We start from the raw sequence: 22965 nt of genomic DNA on the forward strand, positions 1-22965 counted from the left end.
TTTTCGCCCTCGGAGCCATGACCGCATGAACACCACTTTGATCGTTTTCGTCGCGCTTTACCTGCTCGGTACGCTGGGGCTTGGGGTGTGGGCGGGCACGCGGATCAAGAATACCGCCGACTTCGCCGTGGCCGGCCGCAGCCTGCCGCTGATCATGGTGATCACCACCACCTTCGCCACCTGGTTCGGCGCCGAGACCGTGATGGGCGTGCCGGCCAAGTTCGTGCAGGGCGGCCTGAACGCCATCATCGAGGATCCGTTCGGGGCCGGCATGTGCCTGATCCTGGTCGGCCTGTTCTTCGCCAAGAAACTGTACAAGCTGAATCTGCTCACCATCGGCGACTACTACCGCCAGCGCTACGGCAAGGGCATCGAGATTTTCTGCTCGGTGGCGATCATCCTGAGCTACCTGGGCTGGGTGGCGGCGCAGATCACCGCGCTGGGGCTGGTGTTTACGGTACTGACGGGCGGCGCCATGTCGCCGGCCATGGGCATGCTGATCGGCACCCTGGCGGTGCTGATCTACGTGGTGGTGGGCGGCTTCCTGGCCGTGGCGATCACCGACTTCGTCCAGATGATCGTGCTGGTGATCGGCCTGGCCCTGATCGCCTTCTTCGCGGCCGACCTGGCCGGCGGCGCCGACAAGGTGCTGGCGGTGGCCCAGCAGGCCGACCTGTGGCGCGTGTTGCCGGAGCCTACCTTCACCGACATGGCCTTCTTCGTGGGCGCGGCCGTCACCATGATGTTCGGCTCGATCCCGCAGCAGGACGTGTTCCAGCGCGTGATGTCGGCCAAGGACGCGCCCACCGCGCGCACCGGCGCCGTGATCGGCGGCGCCAGCTACATCCTGTTCGCCTTCGTGCCGATGTTCATCGTCACCGCGGCCGTGGTGGTGATGGGCAATTCGGCGATGGAGCTCGCCCAGAACGACTACCAGCGCCTGCTGCCGACCTTCATCATGACCAAGATGCCGCTGGTGATGCAGATCCTGTTCTTCGGCGCCCTGCTGTCGGCGATCAAGAGCACCTCCTCGGCCACCCTGCTGGCGCCGTCGACCAGCTTTGTCGAGAACATCCTCAAGAACCTGCGTCCGGGCATGAGCGACAAGCAGAACCTGCTGGCGATGCGCATCACCATCGTGATCTTCGCGGCCCTGGTGCTGACCTATGCGATCCTGATGGAAGGCACCTCGATCTACGAACTGGTATCGAGCGCCTATCAGGTGACCCTGGTGGGCGCCTTCGTGCCGCTGGTGATGGGCCTGTACTGGAAGCGCGCGACCACCCAGGGCGCGATCGTCTCGATCGGCGCGGGCATCCTGACCTGGCTGCTGTTCTTCGAAGGCGTGACCACCTGGGGCGAGCATTTCCCGGGCCAGCTGGCCGGACTGCTGGCGGCCTTCGTCGGCATGTTCGCGGGTTCGCTGGCGCCGCAGTTCGTCCGCAACGGCGGAGAGCCGACCAAGCATATCGTCGGGGCAAGCGCCTGAGTTCATACCGTTGTTCCGAACATCAGGGGGAGCAATGCCGCCGGCATTGCTCCCCCTGGTCTTTTGGGCACACGCGCAGCTAACCCATCCAGCCCCGCGCCGCGACTTCCTCCAGCGTCCAATCCAGGCGAACTCCGCTCCACCCCAAACATCTCCAGGCTACCGGCGAGCAAGTGCCTGACTTAATCCCGCTCAATTCTCTCGACCTAGGTTTCTATACGCTTCAGGCCAGTTCCGTCACAAAGGCGCGATATGGCAACGACAGAGAAAAACGAAAAGGACCGGATTGCATTTGAAGATACTATCCAGTCCTTAGAGGCACAGATAGCAAACCTTGGCGCGCATCTGACCATCGATGCACGCGCAAGAATGGCCTACACCCGTGAGATCAGAAAAATGGCGGACCAGCTACGCAACAATGCGGCTACCGGACGAATCACATGGGCGCAAGCTGCACAGGAAGCGCAGGAGACACGTAACCTCATCATGGATATCGTGCGCCACCGCAGTACACCGATTGGCCGGTCGATGGCACAGCGCCTGAAAGCGCAAGGATATTCACTGAACGAATTGATTGCCACCCAAACGAGACGCAAGTACGGCGAGAACGCTGTCTTTTCAACGCTCTCTACGGCACAGAAGAACCAGGTCTATGCAGATATCGTGACGTCTGCAGGAAAGTCGAACCCTACTGTGACCCGGGCCATGTCCCGTCTTTCTTATGCAGGCAGAGGCCTCATCCTTCTTTCCCTCGGCCTATCCGTCTATAGTATCGCCACCGCCACCAACAAGACGGCGACTGCAACGAGGGAGCTGGCCTTGACTGGCGCCGGTATTGGAGGGGGCATCGCAGGTGGCGCCATCGCTGGTCTCGCTTGCGGTCCCGGCGCTCCTGTTTGTGTGACCGTGGGAGCGTTTGTCGGCGGTGCGTTGAGCGCGCTTGGTCTCAGTTTTCTTTAAAAGCAATACCGTACTGTGAAATTACGCATCTCTTCCGACGTTTCATTGCGCCCGTCAAGTCGCTGGTCGGAGGACGCGCTTGCTCGCAGTGAGATCGTCGCTGGCGGCCAGGAAACAGGACGGGTGGTGACTGGCGAAGTACTCGAAGCGGCGGTCCGGTGGGAGGATTGCTACCTGCTGTTCGTCACCGATGCGATTCCCTTCGAGGATAGCCTGCGTATCTACCTGTTTGACGCACGCTGGCATCTGCTCGACTCCGTGAAGCTGGGCGCCATGTACTCGACCGGCGCATTCTCGGATCTCGAGTTGGTACCGCCAAATGTCGTTCGTTTCCGCTTCATCGGCGACATCACATGGACATTGGAATTGCTGGAACAGGGCGTGCCCTCGCTTCCCTTTTCCGATCCCAAGGGGGTGTCGCGGCCGTTCGGTTTCATGAAGCGTTTCAAACTTCACGGCCGCCCCCTCCCGGAAACCAGGCATTGAGCGCCTAACCCATCCAGCCCCGCGCCGCGACTTCCTCCAGCGTCAGATCCAGGCAAACCCCGATCCGCTCCACCATCTCGTCGATCTGCTCCTTCGTGATCGACAGCGGCGGCGCCACGATCATGCGGTCGCCGACCGCGCGCATGATCACCCCGTTGTCGAACATGTGCTTGCGGCACAGCATGCCCACCGCCTGCTCCGCCGGGAAGGCCTCGCAGTCGTGCACCGTGGCCCCCTTGCGCCGCACCAGGTTCAGGCCCGCCGTCATGCCGCAGGTCTCGGCATGCCCGACCAGCGGATGCATCGCCAGCGAGGCGAAGCGCGAGCCCAGGTGCGGGCCGGTCTCCAGCGCGACGCGCTCGACCAGGCCTTCGGTCTCGATGATGCGCAGGTTCTCCAGCGCCGCCGCGCAGGCCGCGGGGTGGCCGGAATAGGTGAAGCCGTGGTTGAAGTCGCCGCCCTTCTCGATCAGGACGTGCGCCACCCGCCCACCGACGAGCACCCCGCCGAGCGGCACGTAGCCCGAGGTAACGCCCTTGGCAAACGCGATCAGGTCGGGCTGGAAGCCCATCAGCTCGCAGCCGAACCAGGTGCCCAGGCGCCCGAAGCCGCAGATCACTTCGTCGGACACCAGCAGAATGTCGTACTTGTCGCAGATGCGCTGGATCTCGGGCCAGTAGGTGCTTGGGGGGATGATCACGCCGCCCGCGCCCTGCACCGGCTCGCCGATGAAGGCGGCCACCCGCTCCGGCCCCGCTTCCAGGATCTTCTCTTCCAGCCAGCCGGCGGCAAGCAGGCCGAAGGCCGCTTCGCTCATGCCGCGCCCGTGTTCGGCGTAGCTGGGCTGGCCGATGTGGACGATGCCGGGGATCGGCAGCCCGCCCTGCGCGTGCATGCCGGCCATGCCGCCCAGCGAAGCCCCGGCCATGGTACTGCCGTGGTAGGCGTTGCGGCGGCTGACGATGATGTCGCGCTCCGGCTCACCAAGCAGCTGCCAGTAGCGCCGCACCATGCGCACGATGGTGTCGTTCGCTTCCGAGCCGCTGCCGGTGAAGAACACGTGCTGGAACTGGGGAGGAGTCAGGCGCGCCAGCAGCGCCGCCAGCTTCACAGCGGGCACGTTGGTGGTGTTGAAGAAGCTGTTATAGAAAGGCAGCTGGAGCATCTGCGCGTGCACCGCATCGGCGATGCTGGCGCGGCCATAGCCGGCGTTCACGCACCACAGGCCGGCCATGCCGTCGATGATCTTCCTGCCCTCCGAATCCCACAGGTAGACGTCGTCGGCGCGCACGATCACGCGCGCGCCGCGCTCCCTCAGCGCGGCGTGGTCGGTGAAGGGGTGCAGGAAGTGCGCGCTGTCGAGGCGCTGCAGTTCCTGGGTGTCATAGGTCTCGCGCGCGTCGGGCGTGGCGACGCGCAGCGAGGCGAGCGGAGTATTGGTGGTCATGATCGGCTCCATTGTCGTGTGAACCGTCTAGACGTGCAGGAGCAGGTGTTCGCGCTCCCACGGGCTGATGACGCGCATGAATTCCTGGTGTTCGAGATCCTTCACCGCGGAATAGACGTCGATGAAGCGCTCGCCCAGCACGTCGCGCAGGCGGTCCTCCCGGCGCAGCAGGGTGATGGCTTCGGACAGGCCCTGCGGCAGCTCGACCGGCATGTCGTAGGCGCTGACGTCGACCATCCGGCCCGGTTCGACCGCATCGAGCATGCCCAGGTAGCCGCAGGCCAGGGTGACCGCCAGCGCCAGATAGGGGTTGGCGTCGGCGCCGATCACGCGGTTCTCGATGCGCCGGTCCTGGGCGCCGGACACCGGCACGCGGAAGCCCACGGTGCGGTTGTCCATGCCCCACTGCAGGTTGATCGGCGCGGCCGAGTGGCGCACGATGCGGCGGTAGGAGTTCACATAGGGCGCGATGATGGCCATCGCCGAGGGCATGTAGCGCTGCAGGCCGCCGATGTAGTGGCGGAAGCTTGATGAAGGCGAGCCGTCGGGGTTGCTGAAGATGTTGCGGCCGCTCTCAAGGTCGACCACGCTCTGGTGCACGTGCATCGCCGAACCGGGTTCGTCGGCCATCGGCTTGGCCATGAAGGTGGCGTACATCTCGTGCTTGAGCGCGGCCTCGCGCAGGGTGCGCTTGAAGTAGAACACCTTGTCGGCCAGGCCGAGCGGATCGCCGTGCAGGAAGTTGATCTCCATCTGGCCGGCGCCGATCTCGTGGATGAGGGTGTCGACGTCGAGGTTCATCAGCTCGCAGTAGTCGTAGATGTCCTCGAACAGCGGGTCGAACTCGTTGACGGCGTCGATGCTGTAGACCTGGCGGCTGGTCTCGGCGCGGCCGCTGCGGCCCACCGGCGAGGACAGCGGCAAATTCGGGTCGATGTTCTTGGCCGTGAGGTAGAACTCGAGTTCCGGCGCCACCACCGGCTTCCAGCCACGCTCGGCGTACAGCTTGAGCACGCGGCGCAGCACGCTGCGCGGCGCGTAGTCGACCAGGCTGCCGTCGGAGAAGTAGCAGTCGTGGATGACCTGGGCGGTGGGGTCGACCGCCCACGGCACCATGGTGATGGTGGTGGGGTCGGCCTTGAGGATCATGTCGCGGTCGGTGGCCGCGATGGCGCGGTTATAGGATTCGTCGCGCTCCGGGGTGTTGCCGGTGACGGTCATGCCCAGCACCACTTCGGGGATGCGCATGCCGCGGTCTTCGGTGAACTTCACGCGCGGGAGGATTTTTCCACGGGCGACGCCGGTCAGGTCGGGGACCAGGCATTCGATTTCGGTGACCCGTTTCGCGTTGAGCCACTCCTCCATGTCGGTGTAAGAAAAATTGTCGCGGATTGCCATGATTGCCTCACTGTCTGGTTCGGATCGAGTGCGCATCGCCGGCGCAAACCGGGTGCGCTCGCACATCAGGCAGGAAAGCTAGGGAACGGCGTCGCTGGCCCAGGGAAAGGCCGCCTCAAGGCCAGGGATGCTCATGCGCCGCTCCGTTGTTTCTGCTGCTGGTATTCGCGGCAGGCCTGGCCGAAGGCGCCGAACATCTTCATTGAGTACGGGTTGTGCTGGATGCGCCATTCGGGGTGCCATTGCACCGCCAGCGTGAAGCCGGGCGCGGTGGAGACCGAGAAGGCTTCGACCAGCCCGTCCTCCGCTACCGCTTCGACCGTCAGGCCGGGCGCGAGTTCGTTGACGCCCTGCCCGTGCAGCGAGTTGACCGGGATCTCCGGCACGCCCAGCATGCGCTCGAGGCAGCCGCCCGGCGTCAGGGTGACGTTGTGGGCATCGCCGTACTGCTCGTCCATGCCGAGCTCGGGATTCTCGCGGTGGTCGAACTTGCCGGCCACCGTCTGCACCGCCTGGTGCAGGCTGCCGCCCAGGGCCACGTTCATCTCCTGGAAGCCGCGGCAGATCGCGATGATCGGGATGCCGCGCTTGACCGCTTCGCGGATCAGGGGCAGCGTGGTCTGGTCGCGTGCCGGGTCCTGCGGCAGCGAGGGGTCGAGCACTTCCTCGGAGTAGTAGCTGGGGTGGACGTTCGAGGCCGAGCCGGTCAGCATGATGCCGTCGCACAGGGCCAGCATGGTTTCCAGATCCAGCGAGGCGCCCAGCGAGGGCAGGATCATGGGGGCGCAGTCGGCGCCGAGGACGACCGCGTCGACATACTTGTGCTGGGCCGCGTGATAAGGGTGTTCGCCGAAATCACGGGTGCATGCGGGGACGAGTACGATGGGGCGCATGGTCTCTACCTTGTCGTGAAGCGCACGAAACCATGATACGAGCATTCCGGTCCGGGCGCGAGTGGCCTATGACTCAGATCAACTGCGCCAGATCAATGCGGCGCGGCCGGAGCGTACTCCCTACTGCTGATCTGCCTGATATTCATAGCAAAAGCTTAACGGTAACTCGACAAGCATGCCAACACGCTAGGGCAGTAGCAAACTGTTACAGCAGCGCTGCACCGTTTCCACGTACATTTGCGTTATGGAAGGAAAGGCGGGTGCGCGTCGCGCCCGCGCCCTGTATCTCATGGAGAAACTATGAAACCCCTGCTCGCCGCCCTCGCCCTGCTGGCATCGATGACCCATGCCGCCGCCGGCGAAATCTCGCTGTTCACCGATGCGGACTTCCGCGGCCGCCCGCTGACCCTGAACGGTCCGGTCACGAACCTGGACGCGATCGGATTCAACGACCGCGCCTCCTCGGCCGTCGTGCGCTCGGGCACCTGGGAGATCTGCGAGCACAAGGATTTCGGCGGCCGCTGCATCGTGCTGGAGCCGGGCGAATACCGGATGTTCGAGGGTTTCAACGACGTGGCTTCCTCGGTGCGCGAACTGGAGCGCGGACGCGGACGCGATGGCTACCGCGACCGCGACCGGCGCTACGACGAGGGCGGCTGGGGACGGCGCGATCCGCGCAACGACGAGCGCCGCGGTGCGCCTGTCGAGCTGTTCGCCGCTCGCCAGTTCGGCGGCGAGGGCATCATGCTGGGAAGCGATGTGCACACCCTGCGTTCACGCAATTTCAACGACCGCGCGGGCTCGATGATCATCCGCGAAGGCGACTGGCAGCTCTGCGAGCATGACGACTACCGTGGGCGCTGCGTCGTCTACGGACCGGGCCGTTATCCGTCGCTGCGCGGCCTGGACGGCATGGTGTCGTCGTTGCGCAGGGTGCGCTGATCCCTGCGCGCGCGGGCTCGGCCGGATCCTTCTGCCGGTCGAGCATGGTGGGAATGTGAAATATTATTTCATTTGTGAATACGTAATGAAATTTTATTTCTGACAGGCTGCGTTGTTAGATTCCACAAAGAAAGTAACTCTTTGTTGCTATGTGGAAATTCCACTAATAAACTCACCAATTGTCACAAGGCTTCCTCAGCCTGCTCCCATCCCTCCGCATATTTCAAGAAGAATGAAGAATCTGTCTATCGGCCAGCGCCTTGCGCTCGGCTTTGGCGCCGTCCTTGCCATCCTCCTCGCTGTCCTCGCGGCCGGCCTCCACAACATGTCCACCATGAATACCCTGATCGAGGAGGGCGTCCAGGGCAATAACGTGCGCCTCGAGAAGGCCAACGCCATGCGCGATGCGCAGCGCCGCATCTCGTACAACATGCGCGACCTGATCCTGGCGACCGACGACGCAAAATAATGGAAGCCGTGGACAAGGCGATCGAGGCCGCCTGGAAAGACTACACCAGCGCCGCGGCCCAGCTCACGCAGATGGTGACGCGCGCCGAGACCCAGGCGGCGCTGGAGCGCATCGTGGTCGCGCGAACGCGCCACACCGCTGATCGAGCAGACCAGGGCCCTGGCACGCGCCAACAGCAACGAAGAGAGCCACGCCCTCCTGACCTCGAAGGCGATCCCGCGCGATGAGACCGGCCAGCTGCTGGGCGCCCTGAAGGAAATGAACGCAAGCCTGAGGAATATCGTCGGCCAGGTGCGCAGCGGCACCGAAACGATCGCAACCGCCTCGTCCGAAATTGCGACGGGCAACCTCGACCTGTCCGCGCGCACCGAGCAGCAGGCCGGCTCCCTCGAGGAAACCGCTTCGTCGATGGAGGAACTGACCAGCACCGTGCGCCAGAATGCCGAGAACGCCCACCAGGCCAACCAGATGGCGCTGACGGCGTCCGAGGCGGCCAGGCGCGGCGGCGCCGTGATCGCCGACGTGGTCGTGACGATGGGCGCGATCAAGGCCTCCGCCGACAAGATCGTCGACATCATCGGCGTCATCGACGGCATCGCCTTCCAGACCAATATCCTGGCGCTGAATGCGGCGGTGGAAGCCGCCCGCGCCGGCGAACAGGGCCGCGGCTTTGCGGTGGTGGCATCGGAAGTGCGCACGCTGGCGCAGCGCTCGGCCAACGCGGCCAAGGAGATCAAGGCGCTGATCGATACCTCGGTGGCGAACGTCGGCGCGGGCAGCCGCCAGGTGGTGCAGGCCGGCTCGACGATGGAGGAGATCGTGAGCAGCGTCCTGCGCGTGACCGACATCATGGGCGAGATCACGATGGCCAGCCGCGAACAGGAGATGGGCATCGGCCAGATCAACCAGGCCGTCAGCGAGATGGACACGGTGACCCAGCAGAATGCGGCCCTGGTGGAAGAAGCCGCGGCGGCCGCGCAAGCGCTGCGCGAGCAATCGGCGCATCTGGCGGAGGTGGTGAGCGTGTTCCGCCTGGGCGGCGCGGCGCCCGCGCGCCCGGCGCCGCCGCGCAGCGCGCATGCGGCTGCTGCGCTGGCGCTGGCCTGAACGAAACGGGCACGGCGCTTCGCGCCCGTGCGCTGCCCGGAAGGGCGAAGGTCTACCATGATGCGCTTTCCCGGAACACGTAAAGGAAATGCCATGGCACACCTGAACGACCCTTCCCTGCTGCGCCAGCAGGCCTATGTGGGCGGCGAATGGCGCGACGCCGACGATGGCGCAAGCATCGAGGTGGCCAACCCGGCCACCGGCGAACTGCTGGGCCGCGTGCCGCGCATGGGCGCGCAGGAGACGCGCCGCGCGATCCAGGCCGCCGATGCCGCCTGGCCGGCATGGCGCCGCAAGACCGCCAAGGAACGCGCCGCCATCCTGCGCCGCTGGTACGGGCTCATGATGGACAACGCCGACGACCTGGCGCGCCTGATGACGCTCGAACAGGGCAAGCCGCTGTCCGAATCGACAGGCGAGATCGCCTATGCGGCCTCGTTCTTCGAATGGTTCGGCGAACAGGCCAAGCGCATCGCCGGCGACACCCTGGAGCCGCCGGCGCGCAATCTGCGCCTCCTGGTGACCAAGGAGCCGATCGGCGTGTGCGCGGCCATCACGCCCTGGAACTTCCCGGCCGCGATGATCGCCCGCAAGGTCGCCCCGGCGCTCGCCGCCGGCTGCCCGATCGTGCTCAAGCCCGCCGAGCTGACGCCCTTCTCGGCGCTGGCGCTGGCCGAACTGGGCGAGCGCGCGGGCGTGCCCAAGGGCGTCTTTTCGGTGGTGACGGGCGAGGCCAAGGCCATCGGCGGCGAGATGTGCGCCAACCCGGTCGTGCGCAAGCTGAGCTTCACCGGTTCGACCCAGGTCGGGCGGCTCCTGATGGAGCAATGCGCGCCCACGCTCAAGAAGCTGTCGCTGGAACTGGGCGGCAATGCCTCCTTCATCGTGTTCGACGATGCCGACCTGGACGCCGCGGTCGAGGGTGCGCTCGCATCGAAATACCGCAACACCGGCCAGACCTGCGTGTGCGCCAACCGCATCTACGTGCAGGACGGGATCTACGAAGCCTTCGCACAAAAATTCACGCAGGCGGTGCAAGGGCTCAAGGTGGGCAACGGGCTCGACGAGGGCGTGACGCAGGGGCCGCTGATCGAGGAAAAGGCGGTGGCGAAGGTCGAGCAGCACATCGAGGACGCGTTGTCGAAAGGGGCGACGCTGCTGCTGGGCGGCCGGCGTCACCAGCTAGGACGCAGCTTCTTCCAGCCGACCGTGCTGGGCGACGTGACGGAGAACATGCGCATCGCGGGCGAGGAAACCTTCGGGCCGGTGGCGCCGCTGTTCCGGTTCAAGACGGAAGAGGAAGTGATCCGGCTTGCCAACGCCTCCGAATACGGCCTGGCGTCCTACTTCTATGCGCGCGACGTGGCGCGCGTGTTCCGGGTGGCGGAGCAGATCGAGACCGGCATGGTGGGCGTGAATACCGGCCTGATCTCGAACGAGATCGCGCCCTTCGGCGGCGTGAAGCAGTCGGGGATGGGGCGCGAAGGCTCGGTCTACGGCATGGACGACTACCTGGTCATCAAGTACATCTGCCTGGGCGGGATGTGAAGGTGCTTACTTCTTGTACTCGTGATATTTGCGCGCATCCCCGCGCACCTGCTCGGCCGGGTATTTCTCCCGGTTGAGCACCATCTTTTCCTGCACCGCCGCGAACAGGTCGACGTCGAGCTTGTCGGCCAGGCGCACGAGATACACCAGCACGTCGGCCATCTCGTGGCGCACTTCACGCGCCTTGTCCGGGCCGAGTTCGTCGAGCCGGCCATGCTGCAGCCACTGGAAATGCTCCAGCAGCTCGGCCGCTTCGACGCTCAGGGCCGAGGCCAGGTTCTTGGGCGTGTGAAACTGGTCCCAGTCGCGCTCGTCCACGAAGCTGCGCACCAGCGCGCGCAGCTGGATGAGGTCACTGTCCGCGGCGTTCGTCACGCACCTGGTCTCCATCGAGGTAGCCGGTGAGGACGCGCTGCAGCTTGGGCGCGATCTCATCAAAGCTGCTGACCGTGATGCCGAGGTCGCGCAGCAGGCCGTCGTGCACGCCGTAGACCCAGCTGTGGATGGTCAGCGGCTGGCCGCGTTCCCAGGCATCGCGCACGATGGTGGTCTGGGCCACGTTGATCACCTGCTCGGCCACGTTCAGTTCCACCAGGCGGTTGACGGCGGCGCGGCCGACCACGTTGCCGAGGTACTTGCCGTGCTTCTCGCGCACGTCGCGCACGTGGCCCAGCCAGTTGTCGGCCATGCCCACACGGGTGCCGGTGAGCGCCGCGCCGACGCCCGAGCAGCCGTAGTGGCCGCACAGGATGATGTGCTTCACCTTCAGCACGTCGATCGCGAACTGCAACACGCTCAGGCAATTCAGGTCGGAATGTGCGACCACGTTGGCGATGTTGCGGTGCACGAACAGCTCGCCCGGCAGCATGCCCAGCAGCTCGTTGGCGGGCACGCGGCTGTCGGAGCAGCCGATCCACAGGTATTCCGGCGCCTGCTGTTCCGACAGCGCCTTGAAGAAGTTCGGGTCTTGCGCCACCATCGAGGCGGCCCATTTGCGGTTGCGTGCAAAGAGCTCTTCGGCGCTCACGCCCGTCGTGTTGTTATCCATTGTTTTCCCTGGTTGATGCGTGCTGAATGGGCGAAAGTATACCGTAGGGTGGTCGGCTCCGCCGACCGCGCGTCCAGCTCCGGCATGTTTTGTGGCTACTCGTTCGGGCGTTGAACGCGCGCACGGCGGAGCCGTGCACCCTACGAAAAACCGCCGGGAACTTGCGTCGCCCGGCGGTTTCATGAGGATGCCTTCTTACTCGAAGAAGTCCTTGACCTTGTCCATCCAACCCTTGCTCTGCGGGCTGTGCTTGGCCCCCCCCTCGGTGGTCGAGCGCTCGAACTCGCGCAGCAGTTCCTTCTGCTTGTCGGTCAGCTTGACCGGGGTCTCGACGACCACGTGGCAGAACAGGTCGCCAGTGTAGCCCGAACGCACACCCTTGACGCCCTTGCCCTTGAGGCGGAAGGTCTTGCCGGTCTGGGTGCCTTCGGGCACCGTGAACGACACCTTGCCGGTGAGGGTAGGCACTTCGATCTCGCCGCCCAGCGCCGCCTTGGCGAAGGAGATCGGCATCTCGCAATGCAGGTCGTCGCCTTCGCGCTGGAACACCGGGTGCGGCTTGATGTGGATCTCGACGTACAGGTCGCCCGCCGGTCCGCCGTTCGTGCCCGGCTCGCCGTTGCCGGTCGAGCGGATGCGCATGCCGTTGTCGATGCCGGCCGGGATCTTCACTTCCAGGGTCTTGTTGCGCTTGATGCGTCCGGCGCCGCCGCAGGCCGCGCAGGGTTCCGGGATGATCTTGCCGCTGCCGTGGCACTTCGGGCAGGTCTGCTGGATGCTGAAGAAGCCCTGCTGCATGCGCACCTGGCCGTGGCCCGAGCAGGTGGTGCAGGTCACCGGCTGGGTGCCCGGCTTGGCGCCGCTGCCATGGCAGGTGTCGCACTTGTCCCAGCTCGGCACGCGGATGGTGGTCTCGTAGCCGTGCGCCGCCTGCTCCAGGGTGATCTCGAGGTTGTAGCGCAGGTCGGCGCCGCGGTACACCTGCGGGCCCGAGCTGCGGCCGCGGCCGCCGCCGCCGAAGATGTCGCCGAAGATGTCGCCGAAGGCATCGCCGAAGCCGCCGGCGCCGAAACCGCCGCCGCCGCCCATGTTCGGATCGACGCCGGCATGACCGTAACGGTCATAGGCCTCGCGCTTCTCCGGATTGGTCAGCATCTCGTAGGCTTCCTTGACCTCCTTGAACTTCTCTTCCGCTTCCTTGTTGTCGGGGTTGCGGTCAGGGTGGTATTTCATCGCAAGCTTGCGATAGGCCTTCTTGATGTCGTCTTCCGACGCGTTCTTGGCGACCCCGAGGATCTCGTAAAAATCACGCTTTGCCATTGGCGGCACCTTGCTTGTTGATCTGGTAAAACGGTGTGTGCAAAAAAACCGAGCCGGGGAACCATGTGGTCGCAGCGGCTCGGCGGGTCCCGTGACAGGGAGCGGACGAGTGTAACCCAGCTCGTCCGTCCCCGCAGGGAATTACTTCGCGTCTTTCACTTCCTTGAAGTCGGCATCCACGACGTCGTCCTGCTGCGGCTGCTGTTCGCCGCCATCGGCCTGGGCACCGCCCGCGCCTGCCGCGCCAGCCTGCTGCGCCTGCATGTCGGCGTACATCTTCTCGCCCAGCTTCTGCGAGGCGCTCGACAGGGCCGCGGTCTTGGCGTCGATGTCCGCCTTGTCGCCGCTCTTGATCGCGCCTTCCAGGTCGGCGATCGCCGCTTCGATCTTTTCCTTCTCGCCGGCTTCCAGCTTGTCGCCGTATTCGGTCAGGGACTTCTTGGTCGAGTGCACCAGCGCGTCGCCCTGGTTGCGGGCTTCGGCCAGTTCCTTGACCTTCTTGTCTTCTTCCGCGTTCAGCTCGGCGTCCTTCACCATCTTCTGGATTTCGTCTTCCGACAGGCCCGAGTTGGCCTTGATGGTGATCTTGTTTTCCTTGCCGGTGGCCTTGTCCTTGGCGCCCACGTGCAGGATGCCGTTGGCGTCGATGTCGAAGGTCACTTCGATCTGCGGGGTGCCGCGCGCTGCCGGCGGGATGCCTTCGAGGTTGAACTCGCCCAGGCTCTTGTTGCCCGCTGCGATTTCACGCTCGCCCTGGTAGACCTTGATGGTCACGGCCGGCTGGTTGTCGTCGGCGGTCGAGAACACCTGCGAGAACTTGGTCGGAATCGTGGTGTTCTTGTGGATCATCTTGGTCATCACGCCGCCCAGGGTCTCGATGCCCAGCGACAGCGGGGTCACGTCCAGCAGCAGCAGGTCCTTGCGCTCGCCCGACAGGACCGAGCCCTGGATGGCGGCGCCGACGGCGACGGCCTCGTCCGGGTTGACGTCCTTGCGCGGATCCTTGCCGAAGAACTCCTTGACCTTTTCCTGCACCTTCGGCATGCGGGTCATGCCGCCGACCAGGATGATGTCGTCGATGTCCGAGACCTTGATGCCGGCGTCCTTGATCGCGGTGCGGCACGGCTCGATGGTGCGGGCGACCAGTTCCTCGACCAGGGCTTCCAGCTTGGCGCGGGTGATCTTCAGGTTCAGGTGGACCGGCGCGCCGTTCGCCATGGCGATGTAGGGCTCGTTGATCTCGGTCTGCTGCGCCGACGACAGTTCGATCTTGGCGCGCTCGGCCGAGGCCTTGATGCGCTGCAGGGCGATCGGGTCTTTCGACAGGTCGAGGCCGTTGATCTTCTTGAACTCGTCGATGATGTAGTCGATCACGCGCTGGTCGAAGTCTTCGCCGCCCAGGAAGGTGTCGCCGTTGGTCGACAGCACTTCGAACTGCTTCTCGCCGTCGACGTCGGCGATCTCGATGATCGAGACGTCGAAGGTGCCGCCGCCGAGGTCGTACACGGCGATCTTGCGGTCGCCCTTGTCGGTCTTGTCCAGGCCGAATGCCAGCGCGGCCGCGGTCGGCTCGTTGATGATGCGCTTGACGTCCAGGCCCGCGATGCGGCCGGCGTCCTTGGTCGCCTGGCGCTGCGAGTCGTTGAAGTAGGCCGGCACCGTGATGACGGCTTCGGTCACTTCTTCGCCGAGGTAGTCTTCGGCAGTCTTCTTCATCTTGCGCAGGACTTCAGCCGAGATCTGCGGCGGCGCCAGCTTCTTGTCGCGCACGCCGACCCAGGCGTCGCCGTTGTCGGCGGCCAGGATCTGGTAAGGCATCAGCGAGATGTCCTTCTGGACTTCCTTTTCCTGGAACTTGCGGCCGATCAGGCGCTTGACCGCGAACAGGGTGTTCTTCGGGTTGGTCACAGCCTGGCGCTTGGCCGGCGCGCCGACCAGGATCTCGCCGTCTTCCTGGTAAGCGATGATCGACGGCGTGGTGCGCGCGCCTTCCGCGTTTTCGATGACTTTCGGCTGGCCATTTTCCATGATGGCGACGCAGGAGTTGGTGGTTCCCAGGTCAATACCGATGATCTTGCCCATGTTGTTTTCCTTTTGAATGCTGTAGTTTCGGATAGAGTCAATATTGGGAAATACCGCGTCCTTTCAAGGGCGCAGTATCCAGCTCCTGCTTTACTTCGGCGCCGCCGCCGTCACGATGGCCGGACGCAGCAGGCGGTCGGCGATCATGTAGCCCTTCTGCAGCACGGCGACCACGGTATTGGCTTCCTGCTCGGACGGCACCACGGCCACGGCCTGGTGCTTGTTCGGGTCGAGCTTCTCGCCCGCCGCCGGCATCACTTCGACCAGGCGGTTCTTCTCGAACGCGGCGGTCAGCTGCTTGAGCGTCATCTCGACGCCTTCGCGGATCGCTTCGACGGTCTGCGACTCGACCTTCAGCGCCATTTCCAGGCTGTCGCGCACCGGCACCATGGCCTCGGCGAAGCTTTCGATGGCGAATTTATGGGCCTTGCTGACGTCTTCCTGGGCGCGGCGGCGGATGTTTTCCGCGTCGGCCTTGGCACGCATGAAGGCGTCGTGCATCTCGGCCAGCTTGGCTTCGGTGGCGCTGAGCTGGGCTTCCAGTTCGGACTGCGCCGAGGTGTCGGCGCTTGGCGGCACACCAGCCTGGCCGGCGCTGGCCTGGGCCGCCTCGTTTGCGGCGGCGGCGGTAGCGGCATCAGCCGGCTGCGGCGCGGCGCCGTTGCCCTGTTGGGACAGCTCTTGGTTTTCTTGGTCTTGCATCGAAAAAACTCCTAGAATCAAGGACTTGGCTGAGTTGGTAACGTGTCCTGCCTGACACACAGGGCCCTACATGGGGCGATGTCCTACATTTTCAAGGGGCATTTCCAGGTCACCCATGAAAAAGTAGACATCATTTGTTACAAGATTTACGCTTTCCCTGAATCATTTCTCAATGAAAAGTCTTACCCTTCCTGACAAGCTTGCAGTAAACACTGCAAGCATCCGGGAGCAGACATCATGAGACTTCAACTGATCAGCGGCGCCATCGTGCTGTACACCCTCGCGGTGCTGGCATGGCTGTGCCATGTCGGCATCGGCGCAACACCCTGGCATGCCTGAGGCGGTAACCGCCTATTTTAACAGGTCGACAAGCAGCGGCTTTACGCGCCCAACTGGGCCGCGTACTGGGCGCCGACCTGGGCATCGCGGCGCCGGGCCGCGCGCTGGGCCGGCGTCAGGATGGTCGGCCAGCCGATCAGGTGCTGTTCGGCGATCTCGGCCAGGCCGGTAATCCAGGCCGGCGACACGTTCAGGCAGGGAATGTAGTGGTATTCCTTGCCGCCGGCAGACTCGAAGTCGTGCCGCACTTCCATATTGATCTCTTCCAGGGTTTCCAGGCAGTCGCTGGTGAAGCCGGGGCAGATCACGTCGATCCGCTCCACGCCCTGGCGCGCCAGTTCCTGCACCGTCGGCGCCGTATAGGGCTGCAGCCACTCGGCCTTGCCGAAGCGCGACTGGAAGGTGACGATGTATTCGTCGGCGCCCATGCCCAGCGCCACCGCCAGCAGGCGCGCGGTCTTGTGGCATTCGCAGAAATACGGGTCGCCCAGCATCAGGGTGCGCTTGGGCGTGCCGTGGAAGCTCATCACCAGCTTCTGGCCGCGGCCGTGGGCTTCCCAGTACGATTCCACCTGCGCGCGCAGCGCCTCGATATAGCCTTCGTGGTCGTGGTAGTGGCGCACCAGGCGCAGCTCGGGGATGTTGCGCACCTGCGCGTAGTGGGCATGGACGGCGTCCCAGACCGAGGCGGTGGTGGTGCCGGAATACTGGGGATAGGCCGGCAGCACCACGATGCGCTGGCAGTGCTCGGCCTGCAGGCGGTCCAGCACCTCGGGCAGCGAGGGCGAGCCGTAGCGCATCGCCATCGCCACCTTCACGCCCTCATGGCCGCGCTCGGCCAGGGTCTTTTCCAGCAGCGCCGCCTGCTTCTGGGTGTGCACCTTGAGCGGCGAGCCTTCCTTGGTCCAGATGCTGCGGTACTTGGCGGCCGACTGGCCGGAGCGGAAAGGCAGGATGAACAGGTTCAGGATGAACCACCAGATCATGGCCGGGATCTCGACCACGCGCGGATCGGACAGGAACTGCTTCAGGTAGCGGCGCACGGCCTTGCGGGTGGGCTCGTCCGGCGTACCCAGGTTGACCAGCACGATGGCGCTGGAGGACACGGTACCGTGGGGGAAAGGCGGTTCTCGTCGAAAAGGCATGGCGATATGAAGGTGAAGGACGCCCGGTATTATAAGTGGCGTCCCCCTGGCGTATCCATTTAAGGTGAACAATAGCGGGTCATCAAGTGCTGGTGTGCAGGCGCACGTCGATGTTGTTGCGGGTGGCGTTCGAGTAGGGGCAGACCACGTGGGCCTTGTCGACCAGGTCTTTGAGCTGGGCCCCGTCCATGCCGGGCGCCTTGACGCTCAGGTCGACCTCGATGCCGAAGCCGGTCGGGATCGGGCCGATGCCGACCTCGCCGGTGACGGTCAGGTCGGGCGGCAGCGTGACTTTTTCCTTGGCGGCCACGAACTTCAGCGCGCCGAGGAAGCAGGCCGAATACCCGGCCGCGAACAGCTGTTCGGGATTGGTGCCCGAGCCGCCACCGCCGCCGAGTTCTTTCGGGGTGCTCAGCTTCAGGTCAAGCACATTATCGGAACTTTTCGAGGTGCCTTCACGGCCGCCTTGCGAGGTGGCCTGGGCGCGGTACAGCACGTTGTCAATGCTCATTCGAATTCCTCCTGTGGTGGTCTGGACGCGCTCCGCGGAGCGGAGCGTTTGTCACTTTGCCACAGAATGGCGGAACGGGCAGGACGGGAGTGCGGCGGCGCCATCGCGGGGCCATAGCTGTCCGGGCTGAAGCGGGCGCTCAGCCCGGCCACCAGGCCGACACAGGCGAGGTGCCAGGACCATCCCGGCACATAGCTGGCGCTGTGCTCATGCAGCGCGGCGACGAGCCAGGGCGGCAGCGCGGCCAGGATGAAGCCGCCGCCCTGCATGAGCGCGGTCAGCGCGCCCGCCTGCGCGGGATCGGGCAGATGCTCCAGCGCCACGCCCATCGACAGGGCGAACCAGCCGCCCAGGCCGGCGCCGAGGATGGCCGCCAGGGCGTGGGGCGCCCAGCCGGGGGCCAGTGCCAGGCCGGCAAAACCGAGGGCCTGCATGCCCAGCGTGAGCCACAGCCAGGGCCGCCGGTGCGCTTGCTGTCCGGCGATGACCGGCAGCGCCAGCGCCGCCAGCGCCTGGCCCGCCGCCAGGGTCGCCAGCAGGCCCGCGCTGGCGGCGGGGCTCCAGCCCTGCGCCTGGTACGCCGGCGCGAGCCATGCCACGACCGACGAATAGCCGCCGTTGACCAGGCCGAAACAGGCCATGAGCAGCCAGGTCCGGGGCCGCGCCAGGAGCGAGCGCGTCATGCGGCGGCCGGGGCGCGTGCGCGCATCGGCAGGCAGGGCCACCCGGGCCACCAGCACGGCGAGCAGGGCCGGCAGGGCAAGCCATGCCAGTCCCGCCGTCCAGCTGCCGCTGGCCTCGGCCACCAGCGGGGACAGCATGGCGCCGAGCGCGCCTCCTCCCATCAGCATGGCCGAATACAGGCCCATCACGGGCCCGGTGTGGCGCGGGAAGGCGCGCTTGATCATCCCTGGAAAGACGGCCTGCACCAGCGCCACGCCCGCGCCGATCAGGGCGGCGGTGGCGACCAGGGCCGCGCCGGAACCGGCCGCCAGGCGCAGGGCGCAGCCGCCGCAGATGGCGGCCAGGGCGAGCAGCACCGCGCGCCGCGCGCCGACCGCGCTTTCCAGGGCCGGCGCGGCGAATGCCAGGATGCCCATCAACAGCATCGGCACCAGCGTCAGCAGCGCCAGGCCCTGCAGGCCCAGCCCTGTGTGACGCTGGATGCCGGCGGCGAGCGGGCCGATGCCGGTGATGAAGGGCCGCAGGTTGATCCCGACCAGCACCACGGCGGCGATCGGCATCAGCCGGCGCACTGCGCCGGGGCTAATGGCGCTGCTGCCAGTGCGCGTACAGCGCCGGCTCGCCCTCGAGGCGGGCCGCTAGGTGCCGGATCCGCATCGACTGCTGGTCGACCGGCTTGGCCAGGTCGGCGTAGACCGCGGCCGTGGACAGGCCGAAGGGCTCGGCGTCCTGGTTGGAATAGGCGTAGGTCACCGCCGCGATCCCGGCCATGCGCATCGCCCCCATGCACATGGGGCAAGGATGGCCGCTGGCATAGACGGTACAGCCGGCCAGGCTGGCCGAGTCGAGGACGCGGCTGGCGGCCCGGATGGCCAGCAGTTCGGCATGCGCCGTCGGATCCCGGGTAGCGACAACCTCGTTGACCGCCTCGGCAATCACCTTGCCGTCCTTGACGATCAGCGCGCCGAAGGGGCGCCCGCCCCGTTCGACGTTGGCGTAGGCCAGCGCGATGGCTTGCCGCAGAAAATCCGTGTCCTGGTTCATGTGCTTTCCTCTCAAAGGCTCAGCGCCCGCCGGCGGCGCGCAAGACGCTTTCGATCTTGCGGTAGCCGCGGGCGCGCGCGTGCTGCAAGGGCGTGATGCCGTTGCGATCGGCAATGTTGGGATCGGCGCCGGCTGCGAGCAGGATGTCCACGATCTGCCGGTGGCGTTCGCCCTCCCCGCCCAGGATGATCGCCTCCAGCAAGGCGGTCCATCCGAGATTGTTGACGTGGTCCACCGCCACGCCGGCCTCGATCAGGGTTGTCACCGTGTCGACGTGGCCGCGCTCGGCCGCCGGAATCAGGGCCGTGCCGCCATAGCGGTTGGTGCTGCGCAGGTCGGCGCCATGCGCCAGCGTCATCTTGAGGATCTCCAGGTAGCCCCGGGCGCCGGCATACAGGTAGGGACTGTCGTCGATCTGGTCCTTGGCGTTGACGTCGGCGCCGGCCTCGATGAGCACCCGGGCGGCGGCGGCCTGGTCGGCCCTGGTCGCCACCAGCAAGGCGGTCGAGCCGGACGCGTCACGCGCGTCGATCCTGGCGCCTTCACGCAGCAGCCGCTCGATGGCGGGAACGTCGCCGCGCGCGGCGGCGGCATGCAGCGGATGGGCGGGCATGGGCTGCGCCGAACAGGCTTGCATGCCCACAAGCATGGTGCTTGCGCACAGGGTTGGCACGAGGGACTTGGTCATGTCTGCTCCGAATCGATGGGCCAAGCATAACCAGCCTGCCTTTTATTTGGAAATTAAATTAAAGCATCATAATTATTAAAAACCTGCATGATAGGATGTGTGCTCCACCATGAACCGGCCAGGACCATGTTCGACCTACGCTTGCTGCGTGCTTTTGTGACGATTGTCGATGCGGGCAGCTTCACCGCGGCGGCCGAGCGCCTGCACATGACGCAATCCACCGTCAGCCAGCAGATCGCCCGGCTCGAAGAAGCAGTCGGCCAGCCGCTGGTGGACCGCTCGGCGCGGCCGGTACGCGCCAGCGCCGCCGGCGAGCGGCTGCTGGGGTATGCGCGGCGCATCTTGCTGCTCGAGAACGAAGCGCAGGCGGCCCTGGCCGACCCGGCCGGCGCAAGACCGGTACGCATCGGCCTGCCCGAAGACGTCTTCGACGGCAGGATGGCCGCGGCCTTGCAGGCGCTGGCCGGCCAGGATCGCTCGATCCGGCTCGACATCACGACGGGACTGAGCCGCAAGCTGGCCGAGGCTTACCGGGGCGGCGAATTCGATATCGTGGTGGTCAAGGAAGCGGCGGCAAGCGCCGATTGCCTGGCGACGTTTCCGGAGCCGATGGCCTGGTTCGAAGGCGAAGACAGCACGCAGCCGTGGCCCGACCCGATTCCGCTGGTCGTCTTTCCGCCGGGCGGACTGTATCGGGAGGCCATGTTCGAGCGCATCGAGCGGGCGCGCCGGCGCTGGTATATCGCGTTCTCGGGCAGCAGCCTGCAAAGCATCCTGGTCGGGCTGGAGGGCGGCCTGGGATTGTCCATGCTTCCGGTGCAGGCCGCCAGGGGACGGCGCCTGCGCATCCACGCTCCGTTCGGCACGGCGCCGCCCATGGCCGTCTCGCTCTACACCTGGGACAAGAGCGGGCTGGTGGCCGAACTGGCCAGGGCAATGGCGGAGGTGCTCGACAAGCGCTGAAGGCCGCGTGGGGCCGCGGGCGTCAGGAAGCCAGCAGCTCCCGCGCATGCTTGCGCGTGGTCTCGGTGATCTCGATCCCGCCCAGCATGCGCGCCACTTCCTCCACCCGCGCCCGGGTGTCGAGCACGTCGATGCGCGAGACCGTGCGTCCGTCGCCTGTGCTGCCCTTGGCCACCTGGAAGTGCTGGTTGGCCTGGCTCGCCACCTGCGGCAGGTGGGTCACGCACAGCACCTGGCGCTGCTGGCCCAGGCGCTTGAGCAGGCGCCCCACCACCTCGGCCACGCCGCCGCCGATGCCGGTGTCGACCTCGTCGAAGATCAGGGTCGGCGTGGTGGTCGCGTGCGCGGTGATCACGGCGATGGCCAGCGAAATGCGCGCCAGCTCGCCGCCCGAGGCCACCTTGGCCAGCGGCCGCGCCGCCACGCCCGCATGGCCAGCCACCAGGAATTCGACCTGCTCGAGGCCGTGCGCGCCCGGCTCGCCCGGATTGAGCGCCACTTCGAAGCGGCCGCCGCTCATGCTCAGTTCCTGCATCGCGCTGGTGACGCCCCGGCCCAGCTCCACGGCCGCCTGCTGGCGCCGTTTGGAGAGGCGCTCGGCCACTTTCATGTAGGCCGCCTTGGCCTTGTCTTCCTGCTTGCGCAAGCCTTCCAGGTCGCTGGCGTCGGCCAGCTGGCGCAGCCTGGCGGCCAGCGCGGCATGTTCCTCGTGCAGCTCTTCGGGCGTGACGTGGTACTTGCGCGCGGCGCCGTGCAGCGCTTCCATGCGCGCGTCCACTTCGCGCAGGCGGCCCGGGTCGAGCTCGACCTTGTCGATGTAGTTGTTCAGCGCGTACACCGCTTCCTGCAGCTGGATGCGCGCCGGCTCCATGCAGTCGAGCACCTCCTGCAGCTGCGTGTCGACGTCGACCAGCTTGCCCAGCTTGGCGTTGAGCGAGGACAGCTGCGACAGAATCGGGTGGTCGGCTTCCGAGATGGCCTGCAGCGCTTCCTGCGCGCCTTCGAGCAGGCTGGCGGCATGCGACAGGCGGCTGTGCTCGTTGCTGATCTCGGCCCATTCGCCGGCCTTCGGCGCCAGCTTGTCCAGCTCGCTCACCTGCCACTCCAGGCGTTCGCGCTCGAGCAGCACGTTGCGCGCATCGTGCTCGAATTCCTCGCGCTGGCGCACCAGCGCGCGCCAGGCTTTGTAGGCGCCGGCGGTGGCCTGCACCTCTTCGCTGGCGGCCGGGTCGCGCACCGCGATCTGGTTGTCGAGCAGGGCGCGCTGCGCATCGCTTTTCAACAGCGACTGGTGCGCATGCTGGCCGTGGATGTCGACCAGCATGTCGCCCAGCTCGCGCAGCTGGGCGGCGGTGGCGCTGATGCCGTTGATCCAGGCCTTCGAGCGGCCGGCGTTGTCGATCACCCGGCGCACCAGGGCCACGCCTTCCTCGGTCGAGAACTCGTTGGACAGCAGCCACGACGAAGCCGCCGCCGTCAACGCGAATTCGGCGGTGATGTCGGCCTTGGCCGCGCCTTCGCGCACCATGCTTGCGTCGCCGCGCCCGCCCAGCGCCAGTTGCAGCGCGTCGATCAGGATCGACTTGCCGGCGCCGGTCTCGCCGGTGAACACCGTGAAGCCATGTGCGAACTCGAGTTCGATGGCGTCGACAATGACGAAATCACGGATGGTAAGTGTGCGCAGCATGAAAAATCGGGTC

The 22965-nt window shown here is 65.9% G+C and carries 22 protein-coding genes and 1 pseudogene; 9 read left to right on the forward strand and 14 right to left on the reverse strand.

Features of this window, described 5'->3' with window-relative positions; all coding sequences use genetic code 11:
* The first annotated feature begins 25 nt into the window (after positions 1–25).
* From MasN3_RS23960 to MasN3_RS23970, 3 genes are all read left to right on the forward strand, one after another.
* Positions 26–1489: a sodium:solute symporter family protein gene (locus tag MasN3_RS23960; protein WP_281910816.1), complete on the forward strand. Its 1464-nt coding sequence runs from the start codon at positions 26–28 to the stop codon at positions 1487–1489.
* Positions 1490–1741: 252 nt separating this feature from the next.
* Positions 1742–2449, forward strand: a complete 708-nt coding sequence (locus MasN3_RS23965) for a hypothetical protein (RefSeq protein ID WP_281910817.1) — start codon at positions 1742–1744, stop codon at positions 2447–2449.
* 15 nt (positions 2450–2464) lie between these two features.
* Positions 2465–2935 (forward strand): hypothetical protein, encoded by a 471-nt coding sequence (locus tag MasN3_RS23970; protein ID WP_281910818.1) that lies wholly within the window; start codon positions 2465–2467, stop codon positions 2933–2935.
* 4 nt (positions 2936–2939) lie between these two features.
* Here MasN3_RS23970 and MasN3_RS23975 read toward each other — a convergent pair whose 3' ends face one another.
* The 3 genes from MasN3_RS23975 to MasN3_RS23985 form a co-directional block, all read right to left on the reverse strand.
* Positions 2940–4382, reverse strand: a complete 1443-nt coding sequence (locus MasN3_RS23975; RefSeq protein WP_281910820.1) for an aspartate aminotransferase family protein — start codon at positions 4380–4382, stop codon at positions 2940–2942.
* Between the two features lie 27 nt (positions 4383–4409).
* On the reverse strand, positions 4410–5780 hold the full coding sequence (locus MasN3_RS23980; RefSeq protein WP_281910821.1) for a glutamine synthetase family protein: 1371 nt from the start codon (positions 5778–5780) through the stop codon (positions 4410–4412).
* Positions 5781–5911: 131 nt separating this feature from the next.
* Positions 5912–6673, reverse strand: coding sequence for a gamma-glutamyl-gamma-aminobutyrate hydrolase family protein (locus tag MasN3_RS23985; protein WP_281910825.1), 762 nt, complete (start codon positions 6671–6673; stop codon positions 5912–5914).
* A gap of 300 nt (positions 6674–6973) precedes the next feature.
* Between MasN3_RS23985 and MasN3_RS23990 the strand changes: the two genes are divergently transcribed.
* From MasN3_RS23990 to MasN3_RS24010, 5 genes and pseudogenes are all read left to right on the forward strand, one after another.
* Entirely contained in the window at positions 6974–7615 is a 642-nt protein-coding gene (locus MasN3_RS23990) for a beta/gamma crystallin-related protein (RefSeq protein ID WP_281910826.1), read from the forward strand.
* Positions 7616–7847: 232 nt separating this feature from the next.
* Entirely contained in the window at positions 7848–8084 is a 237-nt protein-coding gene (locus MasN3_RS23995) for an MCP four helix bundle domain-containing protein (RefSeq protein WP_281910828.1), read from the forward strand.
* On the forward strand, positions 8084–8311 hold the full coding sequence (locus MasN3_RS24000) for a hypothetical protein (RefSeq protein WP_281910829.1): 228 nt from the start codon (positions 8084–8086) through the stop codon (positions 8309–8311). Before MasN3_RS23995 ends, MasN3_RS24000 begins: the two co-directional genes overlap by 1 nt.
* Positions 8307–9191 (forward strand): annotated as a pseudogene (locus MasN3_RS24005) (methyl-accepting chemotaxis protein); the annotation flags it as partial. The gene MasN3_RS24000 and the pseudogene MasN3_RS24005, both read left to right, overlap by 5 nt.
* 93 nt (positions 9192–9284) lie before the next feature.
* Positions 9285–10739, forward strand: a complete 1455-nt coding sequence (locus tag MasN3_RS24010; RefSeq protein ID WP_281910831.1) for an NAD-dependent succinate-semialdehyde dehydrogenase — start codon at positions 9285–9287, stop codon at positions 10737–10739.
* A gap of 6 nt (positions 10740–10745) precedes the next feature.
* Here MasN3_RS24010 and MasN3_RS24015 read toward each other — a convergent pair whose 3' ends face one another.
* The 10 genes from MasN3_RS24015 to MasN3_RS24060 form a co-directional block, all read right to left on the reverse strand.
* Complete coding sequence (locus MasN3_RS24015; protein WP_370662314.1) at positions 10746–11114, reverse strand: nucleotide pyrophosphohydrolase; 369 nt, start codon at positions 11112–11114, stop codon at positions 10746–10748.
* Positions 11092–11787: a carbonate dehydratase gene (gene can, locus MasN3_RS24020; RefSeq protein WP_281910834.1), complete on the reverse strand. Its 696-nt coding sequence runs from the start codon at positions 11785–11787 to the stop codon at positions 11092–11094. The genes MasN3_RS24015 and can overlap by 23 nt, the downstream gene beginning before the upstream one ends.
* Before the next feature lie 195 nt (positions 11788–11982).
* Positions 11983–13107: a molecular chaperone DnaJ gene (gene dnaJ / locus MasN3_RS24025; protein ID WP_281910835.1), complete on the reverse strand. Its 1125-nt coding sequence runs from the start codon at positions 13105–13107 to the stop codon at positions 11983–11985.
* A 141-nt stretch (positions 13108–13248) separates the two neighbouring features.
* On the reverse strand, positions 13249–15189 hold the full coding sequence (gene dnaK / locus MasN3_RS24030; protein WP_281910836.1) for a molecular chaperone DnaK: 1941 nt from the start codon (positions 15187–15189) through the stop codon (positions 13249–13251).
* A 90-nt stretch (positions 15190–15279) separates the two neighbouring features.
* Entirely contained in the window at positions 15280–15891 is a 612-nt protein-coding gene (gene grpE, locus MasN3_RS24035; protein WP_281910838.1) for a nucleotide exchange factor GrpE, read from the reverse strand.
* A 380-nt stretch (positions 15892–16271) separates the two neighbouring features.
* A complete protein-coding gene (hemH, locus tag MasN3_RS24040; RefSeq protein ID WP_281910840.1) occupies positions 16272–17375 on the reverse strand; it encodes a ferrochelatase in 1104 nt (367 codons plus the stop codon).
* An 82-nt stretch (positions 17376–17457) separates the two neighbouring features.
* Complete coding sequence (locus tag MasN3_RS24045) at positions 17458–17886, reverse strand: organic hydroperoxide resistance protein (protein WP_281910841.1); 429 nt, start codon at positions 17884–17886, stop codon at positions 17458–17460.
* Positions 17883–19130 (reverse strand): MFS transporter, encoded by a 1248-nt coding sequence (locus MasN3_RS24050; protein WP_281910842.1) that lies wholly within the window; start codon positions 19128–19130, stop codon positions 17883–17885. Before MasN3_RS24050 ends, MasN3_RS24045 begins: the two co-directional genes overlap by 4 nt.
* A 22-nt stretch (positions 19131–19152) precedes the next feature.
* A complete protein-coding gene (locus MasN3_RS24055) occupies positions 19153–19614 on the reverse strand; it encodes a nucleoside deaminase (protein WP_281910844.1) in 462 nt (153 codons plus the stop codon).
* Positions 19615–19633: 19 nt separating this feature from the next.
* Positions 19634–20302 (reverse strand): ankyrin repeat domain-containing protein, encoded by a 669-nt coding sequence (locus MasN3_RS24060; protein WP_370662315.1) that lies wholly within the window; start codon positions 20300–20302, stop codon positions 19634–19636.
* A 126-nt stretch (positions 20303–20428) separates the two neighbouring features.
* On the opposite strand from MasN3_RS24060, the gene MasN3_RS24065 reads away from it, so the two are divergent.
* Positions 20429–21265 (forward strand): LysR family transcriptional regulator, encoded by an 837-nt coding sequence (locus MasN3_RS24065; protein WP_281910846.1) that lies wholly within the window; start codon positions 20429–20431, stop codon positions 21263–21265.
* A 22-nt stretch (positions 21266–21287) separates the two neighbouring features.
* Here MasN3_RS24065 and recN read toward each other — a convergent pair whose 3' ends face one another.
* On the reverse strand, positions 21288–22952 hold the full coding sequence (gene recN, locus MasN3_RS24070; protein WP_281910848.1) for a DNA repair protein RecN: 1665 nt from the start codon (positions 22950–22952) through the stop codon (positions 21288–21290).
* Positions 22953–22965: the final 13 nt, after the last annotated feature.

Source organism: Massilia varians (assembly GCF_027923905.1).
In the GTDB taxonomy this organism is placed as follows: Bacteria; Pseudomonadota; Gammaproteobacteria; order Burkholderiales; family Burkholderiaceae_D; genus Telluria; species Telluria varians_B.

Bases quoted from the DNA above. Each gene is read 5' to 3' on its own strand.
- MasN3_RS23960 (WP_281910816.1), top strand. From the start codon at position 26: ATGAACACCACTTTGATCGTTTTCGTCGCGCTTTACCTGCTCGGTACG.
- MasN3_RS23965 (WP_281910817.1), top strand. From the start codon at position 1,742: ATGGCAACGACAGAGAAAAACGAAAAGGACCGGATTGCATTTGAAGAT.
- MasN3_RS23975 (WP_281910820.1), bottom strand. From the start codon at position 4,382: ATGACCACCAATACTCCGCTCGCCTCGCTGCGCGTCGCCACGCCCGAC.
- MasN3_RS23980 (WP_281910821.1), bottom strand. From the start codon at position 5,780: ATGGCAATCCGCGACAATTTTTCTTACACCGACATGGAGGAGTGGCTC.
- MasN3_RS23985 (WP_281910825.1), bottom strand. From the start codon at position 6,673: ATGCGCCCCATCGTACTCGTCCCCGCATGCACCCGTGATTTCGGCGAA.
- MasN3_RS23990 (WP_281910826.1), top strand. From the start codon at position 6,974: ATGAAACCCCTGCTCGCCGCCCTCGCCCTGCTGGCATCGATGACCCAT.
- MasN3_RS23995 (WP_281910828.1), top strand. From the start codon at position 7,848: ATGAAGAATCTGTCTATCGGCCAGCGCCTTGCGCTCGGCTTTGGCGCC.
- MasN3_RS24000 (WP_281910829.1), top strand. From the start codon at position 8,084: ATGGAAGCCGTGGACAAGGCGATCGAGGCCGCCTGGAAAGACTACACC.
- MasN3_RS24010 (WP_281910831.1), top strand. From the start codon at position 9,285: ATGGCACACCTGAACGACCCTTCCCTGCTGCGCCAGCAGGCCTATGTG.
- can (WP_281910834.1), bottom strand. From the start codon at position 11,787: ATGGATAACAACACGACGGGCGTGAGCGCCGAAGAGCTCTTTGCACGC.
- dnaJ (WP_281910835.1), bottom strand. From the start codon at position 13,107: ATGGCAAAGCGTGATTTTTACGAGATCCTCGGGGTCGCCAAGAACGCG.
- dnaK (WP_281910836.1), bottom strand. From the start codon at position 15,189: ATGGGCAAGATCATCGGTATTGACCTGGGAACCACCAACTCCTGCGTC.
- grpE (WP_281910838.1), bottom strand. From the start codon at position 15,891: ATGCAAGACCAAGAAAACCAAGAGCTGTCCCAACAGGGCAACGGCGCC.
- hemH (WP_281910840.1), bottom strand. From the start codon at position 17,375: ATGCCTTTTCGACGAGAACCGCCTTTCCCCCACGGTACCGTGTCCTCC.
- MasN3_RS24045 (WP_281910841.1), bottom strand. From the start codon at position 17,886: ATGAGCATTGACAACGTGCTGTACCGCGCCCAGGCCACCTCGCAAGGC.
- MasN3_RS24050 (WP_281910842.1), bottom strand. From the start codon at position 19,130: ATGCCGATCGCCGCCGTGGTGCTGGTCGGGATCAACCTGCGGCCCTTC.
- MasN3_RS24055 (WP_281910844.1), bottom strand. From the start codon at position 19,614: ATGAACCAGGACACGGATTTTCTGCGGCAAGCCATCGCGCTGGCCTAC.
- MasN3_RS24060 (WP_370662315.1), bottom strand. From the start codon at position 20,302: ATGACCAAGTCCCTCGTGCCAACCCTGTGCGCAAGCACCATGCTTGTG.
- MasN3_RS24065 (WP_281910846.1), top strand. From the start codon at position 20,429: ATGTTCGACCTACGCTTGCTGCGTGCTTTTGTGACGATTGTCGATGCG.
- recN (WP_281910848.1), bottom strand. From the start codon at position 22,952: ATGCTGCGCACACTTACCATCCGTGATTTCGTCATTGTCGACGCCATC.